The sequence below is a fragment of the Bacillus sp. AY2-1 genome, from assembly GCF_008368965.1.
Classification (GTDB): Bacteria; Bacillota; Bacilli; order Bacillales; family Bacillaceae_G; genus Bacillus_A; species Bacillus_A thuringiensis_S.
In genome coordinates, this window is sequence record NZ_QPEL01000286.1 from 1 (window position 1) to 949 (window position 949).

A 949-nucleotide genomic window follows, 5' to 3' on the forward strand; every position below is an offset into this window, starting at 1 on the left:
TGACTGACACTCTCCTAATATCTTATAATTTTTGATTAGCTTTCTTATGCCATAGAAAAAGTATTTTTGGCACCAGAAACAAGTCTAGTTTCTTACAGAATGAAACCAAGGCAATTGTTTAACATGTGTATCGCTATAACATATGCAATGGATCTTTTAGAAATAAGATAAGCCGCAGTAAGTATCAACGATCCAGGTAAATAAATAGCAATATCCGAAAGTTGGTTCGTATGAAGAAGTGTAAAAATCATAATCGAAATGATAGATGCAATAGCAGTACCAATATGGTAAGAAAAACGATTTATTAATATGTGACGAAACACAATTTCTTCAAGTATTGGACCCAGAATACCAAATACAAGCAATGTAAATGCAAGAGGTACCTCCGCACCCGTTTCAAGGAGCTGCTCTTGGTTCTCTGGTTGACCAGTTGCTAGAAAACGCATAACACACTGTTCCACAATTACCGTAAATAAAACTACCATAGGAATACTTACTATTTTCAAAATTGTCTTCTCTTTAAAATAAGTAAAACTTTCAATAATTTCTTTCCTAAAGAAAATGATTCCTACAATAGCAGGTACAGTAAAACCGATGGCACTAAGAACAAATTCTGATTCAACTAAATTGACATTAGCTAAAAGTGATATGCCAAATAATATGTACAAGCCAATTTGAAATGGTACAAACATTGTAAAGATTATGAGCATAATGATTTCTTTTTTATTCATTTTTATAAAGTTCACTGTATTGCCCCCATAATTAAATTACCTATAATTTTTGATTTTTCTCTCTGCATAACGTTCTCCTTCTAAATATATTTATATAAGATTATAAACCGGACGGTTCGGTCTGGAACCTAATGATACTATAAGTTTCTAGTTTTTTAAACCCTTTTTATAAAGTATTAACAAAATCCAAATGGAAAAAAAGCAAATATATTTATATC

The 949-nt window shown here is 30.9% G+C and carries 1 protein-coding gene; it reads right to left on the reverse strand.

Going from position 1 to position 949, the window contains the following annotated elements:
* Positions 1 to 92 precede the first annotated feature (92 nt).
* Positions 93 to 746, reverse strand: coding sequence for a CPBP family intramembrane glutamic endopeptidase (locus DN403_RS30445; protein WP_149186103.1), 654 nt, complete (start codon positions 744 to 746; stop codon positions 93 to 95).
* Between the last annotated feature and the right edge of the window lie 203 nt (positions 747 to 949).